At 73.8% G+C, this 7,368-nt stretch carries 5 protein-coding genes; 4 read left to right on the top strand and 1 reads right to left on the bottom strand.

Translation table 11 applies throughout. The features are described 5' to 3' along the window. Positions 1 to 351 precede the first annotated feature (351 nt). From ACWGIF_RS37415 to ACWGIF_RS37405, 3 genes are all read left to right on the top strand, one after another. Positions 352 to 3,228 carry an ATP-binding protein gene (locus ACWGIF_RS37415; protein WP_453504269.1) on the top strand — a complete coding sequence of 959 codons (2,877 nt, stop codon included), beginning with the start codon at positions 352 to 354 and terminating at the stop codon, positions 3,226 to 3,228. A 217-nt stretch (positions 3,229 to 3,445) separates the two neighbouring features. Further along, entirely contained in the window at positions 3,446 to 3,973 is a 528-nt protein-coding gene (locus ACWGIF_RS37410) for a hypothetical protein (RefSeq protein WP_453504267.1), read from the top strand. A gap of 101 nt (positions 3,974 to 4,074) precedes the next feature. Then, positions 4,075 to 4,575, top strand: a complete 501-nt coding sequence (locus tag ACWGIF_RS37405) for a hypothetical protein (RefSeq protein WP_030030746.1) — start codon at positions 4,075 to 4,077, stop codon at positions 4,573 to 4,575. Between the two features lie 49 nt (positions 4,576 to 4,624). Here the strand turns inward: ACWGIF_RS37405 and kstD are convergent, their stop codons facing one another. Further along, positions 4,625 to 6,424, bottom strand: coding sequence for a 3-oxosteroid 1-dehydrogenase (kstD, locus tag ACWGIF_RS37400; protein WP_453504265.1), 1,800 nt, complete (start codon positions 6,422 to 6,424; stop codon positions 4,625 to 4,627). Positions 6,425 to 6,573: 149 nt separating this feature from the next. Here kstD and ACWGIF_RS37395 point away from each other — a divergent pair, with 149 nt between their 5' ends. Further along, positions 6,574 to 7,230 carry an ankyrin repeat domain-containing protein gene (locus ACWGIF_RS37395; protein WP_453504263.1) on the top strand — a complete coding sequence of 219 codons (657 nt, stop codon included), beginning with the start codon at positions 6,574 to 6,576 and terminating at the stop codon, positions 7,228 to 7,230. The last annotated feature ends 138 nt before the right edge of the window (positions 7,231 to 7,368 follow it).

Here is a 7,368-nt window from a genome sequence, read left to right as displayed (position 1 = left end):
GCCCGGAACCCCCGCCCCGGTGGCCGCCGGCGCCCCTGGGATCCGCCCGCGGCGGTCCGACGTGACCGGCGTGAACACCCGACCGGCCCGCCGCGGCCATGGCCTCCTGGAGGACCTCGCTGCACGGGGTCCGCACGGGACTGACACGCCCGGCGAGGACGCCGGACGCGGCACCGGAGAAGAGACCGGAGAAGAGACCGGAGAAGAGACCGGAAGGGCACCGGAAAGGCACTGGAAGGGCATCGGAAGGGACACCGGAAAAGAAGATCGGATTCTTTCCCGACAGTGGGACACCTCGCGAAGTGCGCGGGCGTACGCTGATCTCCCGAACAGGCCTGGGGGGTACCAGCCATGACGGACCGCCGGACCCGCATACGGCGCACCATGGTCGAACGCGAGACCGAACTCGCCATCGTCGACGAGGCCCTGGACCAGCTCACCGGTCCCGGGCCGGACTCCGGCGGCGCGCTGCTCGCCTTCTCCGGCCCGGCCGGTCTCGGCAAGACCACCCTGCTCGCCGAGCTGCGCCGCCGGGCCCACGCCCGCTCCTGCACCGTCCTCGCCGCCCGCGGCGGCGAACAGGAGCAGAGCCAGCCCTTCCACGTCGCCCGCCAGCTCATCCAGCCCCAGCTCGCCGGCACCTCCGAGCAGGAACTGCGCGCCGCCCTCGGGAGCTGGTACTCCATCGTCGGCCCCGCCCTCGGACTCTGCGCCCCCGAGCAGGGCGCCCCGCCCGACCCCCAGGGCCTGCGCGACGGACTCGACTGGGTCCTGACCCACCTCGTCGTCAAGCGCGCCCCCGTCGCGCTCGTCCTCGACGACGCGCACTGGGCCGACCCCGAGTCCCTCGGCTGGCTCGCCGCCTTCGCCCCGCGCGCCGAACACCTCCCCCTGCTCCTCGTCGTCGCCTACCGCCCCGACGAACTGCCCACGGACGCCGACGCCTTCCGTACGCTGCCGGGTCGGGCGGGACAGCGCCCCCTGCCCCTCGCACCGCTCACCCCGGCCGCCGTCGCCGCCCTGGTCCGCGAGGCCCTCGGCCACCACGCCGAGGACGCCTTCTGCCGGGAGGCGTGGGCCGTCACCACCGGCAACCCCTTCGAGGCCGTCGAACTCACCGCCAAGGTGCGGGAGAAGGGGCTGTCCCCGGTCGAGGCCAACGCCCCGCTGCTGCGCGACCTGGCCGCCGCCCAGCGCGGCAGCGGCCTCGTCGCCCGCCTCGAACGCCACGGCCCCTCCACCGTCCGCTTCGCCTGGGCCTGCGCCGTCCTCGGCACCGCCATCCCCCAGGACATCGCGGCGCGGGTCGCCGCCCTCGGCGCCGAGGAGGCCGTGGACGCCACCCGGCGGCTGCGGGACGCCCGCATCCTGTCGGCCGCCGGGCCCTCCACGACGCAGGAACCCGAGACGGCGCAGGAACCCGAGACCGGGCTGGAGTTCGTCCACCCGCTCATCGCCACCGCCATCTACCGCGCCATCCCCGACGCGCTGCGGGTCGCCCTCCACGGCAAGGCCGCGGCGGCCGTCGTCGACGCCGGACTCGGCCCCTCCGCCGCCGCCCGCCACCTGCTCGAGACCCACCCCGAGAACGACCCCTGGGTGGTGCGCATCCTGCGCGAGGCCGCCGGCGAGAACCTCCGGGCCGGCGCCCCCGAGGCCGCCCGCCGCCAGCTCGCCCGCGCCCTGCTCGAACCCCCGGACTTCGACGAACGGGCCGCCGTCCTGTACGAACTGGGCTGCGCCTCCCTGCTCACCGAGCCCGCCAACACCGTCAACCACCTGCGGGCCGCCCTCGCCGAACCCTCCGACGACCCCACTCTGCGCCAGGGCATCGTCATCCGGCTCGCCCAGGTCCTCGCGCACAGCGACCGCCTCGCCGAGGCCTCGGAATCCCTCGCCCGCGAGATCGCGCAGACTCCCGACGTCCGCGCCCGACTGCACCTGCAGTCCGAGCAGTTCATGTGGGACGCCTTCAACGCCGCCGAGACCGACTCCCCGGCCCGCTCCCGGCGCCTCGCCCGCCTCGCCGACCGCCTGACCGGGCGCGACCTCACCGAGCGCTACGTGATCGCGCTGCGCGCCTGGGACGCCTGCCTGCGCGGCGAGCCGGTGGACGTGGTGCTGCACCACGCCGGGCGGGTGCTGGAGCGACCCTTCAGCTGGGCCCACGAGGACCGCGGCTTCGAGGTGCCGGTACTGGTGGCGATGGTCTACATGTACGCCGACCGCCCGGGACGGGCGGAGGAGCTGTTCGAGACGGGCACCGCCGAGTTCGAGCGGATGGGATGGCGCGGGGCGCACCTGTCCTTCGCGTACAGCCTGCGCGCCTACATCCGCTACCGGCGCGGGCGGCTCGTGGAGGCCGAGGAACTGGCACGGGCCGGGCTGCGGCTCGCCGAACGCGTGGGCCGGCGCACCCCCGTGCACTGGTACGCCATAGCGATCCTCCTCACCACGCTGCTCGCGCGGGGCCGGGTCGACGAGGCCTGGGAACTGGGGCGGGAGCACGAGTACGGCAGGCCCTTCCCGGCAGCCGTGGTCTTCCCCGACTCCCAGACCGTGTACGCCCAACTGCTGCTCGCCCGCGGCGAGGTGCGGGCGGCCGTCGCCGAACTGGAGGAGGTCGACCGGCGGCTGACCCCGCGCGGCATCCAGAACCCGGCGTGGTGCCCGTGGCAGCTGCTCCTGGCCCGGGCCGTGGCCGGGGACGATCCGCAGCGGGCGCGCGCACTGGCCGACGACGCCGTCAAGCGGGCCCGTACCTTCGGTGCCCCCTCGGGCATCGGACAGGCCCTGCGGGTGGCGGCCGAGGTCGCGGAGCCGCAGGACCGGGCCGTGCTGCTGCGGGAGGCGGTGAGCGTGCTGTCGCAGTCCCCGGCGGGATACGAACTGGCCCGCGCGCTGGCCGGGCTGGGCACGGAGCTGCGGGACGCGGACCTGCTGGAACGGGCCGTGGTGACGGCCGGGGAATGCGGGGCCGACGGGCTGGTGGCCGAGACGACCGACACCCTGCTGGGGCTGGGCGCCGGCCTTCCGTGCGGGACGGAATGGAAGGACGGCCTCACGGAGGAGGAGCTCCTGGCGGCGCGGCGGGCGGCGGGCGAGGCCGTCTCCGACGGCTCCGGCAGGCGGGAACAGGGTCCGGACTGGGCCCTGTCCGCGGCCTGCCGCAAGCTCGGCACCAACATCCCGGGGCTCCCGGCCGTACTGGAGACCTACGTGCCGTAGGCGGTCGGGGCCGGTGCCGGTTCTCGGCGTGCCCGCCGGTCAGGCCGTCGACCAGGACGGGGGCGGCGGGATGCCGGCCCCCGGTGCGGGAAGCGGGCCATGTCGTGCTCAGTGCTCCGGTTCCCGCCCCTCCGTCTTTCCGCCCGTCCGTCTTTCCGCCCTACCTCGCGCCTGCCCGTCCGCCGGCCGTGCCGGAGGCGTTCGCCCGTAGCGCAAGGTGGCAGATTCCGTCGTCCGGCGGGCAGGGTCACCTTATGGATCACCTCCATCGGATCTCCCTCTTCCGGAGAGGGAGAGAGGACACCCGGGTGTGGACCTGGTCGGACGAGCAGACCTCGGGCTTCCGGCTGCGGATGCAGCTGATCGAGCTGGCCGTCCACCGCTGGGACGCCGATCCGCGACGGGGACGCGGGCCCCGCTCGACCCGGTCGTCGCGGCGGACGCCGTCACCCAGACCTTCGAGGTGATGGCCCCGGCACGCCGCTCCTGGCAGGCCGCCCCCGCCGGGCGGGGGGAGCGTTACCGCTTCCGGCGTACGGACGGGCCGGAATCCTGGACGGTGGTCTTCACGCCGGAGCAGGTCCTGCTCGAGCCCGGCTCCGCCGCCGCCGTGGACGTCGAGATCGAGGGCCCGGCCTCCGACCTCGCCCTCTTCCTCTGGCAGCGGCTCCCGGCCGCCGGTCTGCGGGCCACGGGCGGCGCCGCCCTCCTCCCGTACTACTTCACCCTGGTCCCACCGGTCTGACCGGTGCGGCCGTCCGCCCGGACCGGCGAGCCCGGCCCGGGCAGTCGCCGGGATGCGGGCCCCCGGGCCGGAAAACCCGTGCGGCCACGTACCATGGCGGCATGTCCTTCCTCCGCCGCCACCGCGCCGCCACACCCGCCGGCCCGGACTTCGACGTCCTGGCCATGGACCCGGGGGACTGGCCGGGCAATCTCGGGGCCGGGCTGCTGCCCGCGCCCGACGGCAGCTGCCAGGGTGTCTTCCTCCGCTACGACCTGTTCGGCGGACGCGGCCCCGCGATGATCATCGGGAACCTTCCCGAGGGGTCCCCGGCCCGGGACCTCACCGACGGCCAGGTCCCCTTCGAGGTGGCCCAGCTCCTCGACGCGCTGGAGAACGACGAGGACGTCGAGGTCACCGGCGTCGAGGACTGCCCCGTCATGCAGGGCGACAACCTCCTCATCGTCCGGAAGATCAAGCTGTCGGAGTCCCGCATCTCCTGCGTCCAGTTCGACCGCAGCGACAACGTGCTGGTCACCATCGCCAGCTGGGACCGTCCGATCACCGATGACCTCTACGCCCTCTTGAAGCCGCTCCCCGCCGAGCTCTTCCAGCAAGGCTAGGAAGAAAGCCACGCCCCGGGGCGTAACGCCCCGGGCGCCGGCCGCTCGATCACGCGTCCGCGATGTCGTTCGCCGCCACATAGCCGAATGTCATCGCGGGGCCGATCGTCGATCCGGCCCCCGCGTAGCTGCGGCCCATCACCGCGGCGCTGGCGTTGCCCGCCGCGTACAGGCCGCTGATCACGGAGCCGTCCTCGCGCAGGGCGCGGGCCCGTGCGTCCGTCACGATGCCGCCCTTCGTGCCGAGGTCCCCCGGGACGATCTTGAATGCGTAGAACGGCGGGGCCCAGATCGGCGCCAGGCACGAGTTCGGGTGCACGTTCGGGTCCGTGTAGTAGTGGTCGTACGCCGTGTCGCCCCGGTGGAAGTCGGAGTCGGTCCCGCTCCACGCCTGCGCGTTGAACCGGCCCAGCGTCGCCCGCAGCGCGCCGGCCGGCAACCCGATCTGGCCGGCCAGGGCGTCCCACGTCCACGCCTTCTTCGCCGCGCCCGCCTGGTACCACGCATCCGGGAAGGGAAGCGTCGGCAGGATGTCCTTGAACAGGTACTTGTTGCGGTAGTTCTGATCCACGATCAGCCACGCCGGGATGTGCGAGCCGATCGCGCTGCGGTCCTTCTCGTACATCACGTGCACCACATCGCTGTACGGCGCCGCCTCGTTGACGAACCGCGCGCCGTTCGCGTTCACGATCAGTCCGCCCGGCAGGGTCCGCTCGGCGAGGCAGAAGTACGGCTCCCCCGGCAGAGGGATCGAGGGACCCCACCATGCGTCGTCCATCAGGGCCAGCGCCGCCCCGGCCCGCTGCCCCGCCCGGATGCCGTCGCCGGTGTTCTCCTTCGCGCCGACCGACCACTGGGTGCCGATCGGCTGCTGCTGGTACTGCGCCCGCATCGCCGCGTTGTGCTCGAAACCGCCCGAGCCGACGATCACCCCGCGCCGGGCCCGCACGGTGCCCCGTACGCCCTCCTTCTCCACCACCACCCCGGTCACCGCGCCGCCTTCCTGGACCAGCTCGACCAGCGGGCTGTTCAGCCACACCGGCACCCCCGCCCGCTGCAGTCCGACGCGCAGCCCGGCCGCAAGAGCCTGGCCCATCGTCAGCGGCTTCTCCCCGCGCAGCGCCGCCTTCGTCCCGCGCGCCAGGCACTCGGTGGACACGGCCAGACCCTTGGCGCTGACCGCCGCGAGGTTCAGCCACTTGTAGTCCTGGCTGAAGACCACCATCCCGGCCGGCACCGGCATGTACGCAGGGTTCAGGCGGGCCAGTTCGACGCCCAGGAGACGGCCGTCGATCTGGTCCGGCTCGATGGACCGGCCGTTCGGCAGCCCGCCCGGCAGATCCGGGTAGTAGTCGCTGTACCCCTCCATGAAGCGGAACCCGAGCGGGCTGTTGGCCATCACGAAATCCAGCATCCTGGGCCCGTGGGCGAGGAACGCGGCCTGGCGGTCGGCCGGAACCTCCGGCCCGACGACGGCCGCGAGGTACGTCGAGGCCTTCTGCGGGGTGTCCGGCACGCCCGCGCCCAGGATCACCGCATTGTTCGGCAGCCAGATACCGGCCCCGGAACGTGCGGCCGATCCGCCGAAGGTGGGGGCCTTCTCGATCACCAGCACGCTCAACCCCCTCCGGGCGGCGGTGAGCGCGGCGGTCATCCCGGCGGCCCCGGAACCGACCACGACGACGTCGTACTCGCCGAGCGGGGGCCCGTCCTGGGCGCCGTCGGCCCGAGCCGCAGCGGACGGCGGCAGCACGGTGGCGGCGAGCACGCCGGCCCCGGTACCGGCGAGGACCGTACGTCTGGACGGGAGGGCGGCCGGGGGTGAAGTGCGGGAAGCGCTTGCGGACATGGGCAGGCTCCAGCGGAGTGGGAGGTGGCGAAGGGACTCCAGCACGTCTGATGCTGAGTCAGAAAAGGTGTTCGGGGGATCATGTGATGTCAAGGCATCCGGGCCACCCCGCCGCCGACCGCAGCGGCGGACTTCCTAGGATCGGGGCCATGGAGAAGGCAGAGCGCACGCGGTGGGACGGCGTCACCACCCGCGATGTGTATCCCCAGGACGTCATGACCCAGCGGGACCTGCTGGCGAACGCGGCCCGCGACGGCGACTGGCCGCGGGTGTTCGACCAGCTCGCGCAGAACCCCGACTGGGTCAACGCCGCCCGCGTGGACGGACCCAGCGGGTTCACCGTGCTGCACCAGGCGGCTTGGCACGGCGCGCAGGACGCTGCGGCCGTACTCGTCGGATGCGGCGCCTGGCGCACCCTGCCGGCCGCGGACGGCCGGCGGGCCATCGACATCGCAATGTCCCGTGGCCACAAGGGCATGTCGGCCCTGCTCCAGCCCGTGGTGCGCCACCCGCTGCCGTCTGCGACACTGACCGCGTTGGAAAGCCGGTTCCACACGCTGATCCGGGCGGACAGCCACGGCCTCGCCGACCGGCACCGTCTGAGGCTGCCGACGCTGTCCGTCCTGACCGAACTCCCCGAGCCGAGCATGTACTTCCCCGTCCCCGGCATGTACGGCGGTTTCGGCTACCGGCTGGACGGCGACAGCCTCCTCACCGAGAGCTCCAGCCGCGTCGTCGGCGGCTCGGGCCGACGCCACCGCATCACCGCCCAGGGGATCGAGCTGATCGCCGAAGGATTCGTCTGAGTCGGGCGCCCCGCCACCCCCCGAATGCGCACACTGCCGAGCCCCCGGCGGGGGCCCCGGGCTCGGCCCCCATGGGGGGGGGGATGGACCGGCGGCGGTCAGCGCGGGCCGACCCCCGCACGGACCCCGCGGCGCGCC

This window comes from Streptomyces sp. NPDC054849, from assembly GCF_053610945.1.
The sequence above is the reverse complement of the archived record's forward strand: the minus strand, read 5'-3'. Positions and strand labels throughout refer to the sequence as shown.

Excerpts from the sequence above, each read along its gene's own strand:
- ACWGIF_RS37415 (WP_453504269.1), top strand. The coding sequence starts at position 352 with ATGACGGACCGCCGGACCCGCATACGGCGCACCATGGTCGAACGCGAG.
- ACWGIF_RS37405 (WP_030030746.1), top strand. The coding sequence starts at position 4,075 with ATGTCCTTCCTCCGCCGCCACCGCGCCGCCACACCCGCCGGCCCGGAC.
- kstD (WP_453504265.1), bottom strand. The coding sequence starts at position 6,424 with ATGTCCGCAAGCGCTTCCCGCACTTCACCCCCGGCCGCCCTCCCGTCC.
- ACWGIF_RS37395 (WP_453504263.1), top strand. The coding sequence starts at position 6,574 with ATGGAGAAGGCAGAGCGCACGCGGTGGGACGGCGTCACCACCCGCGAT.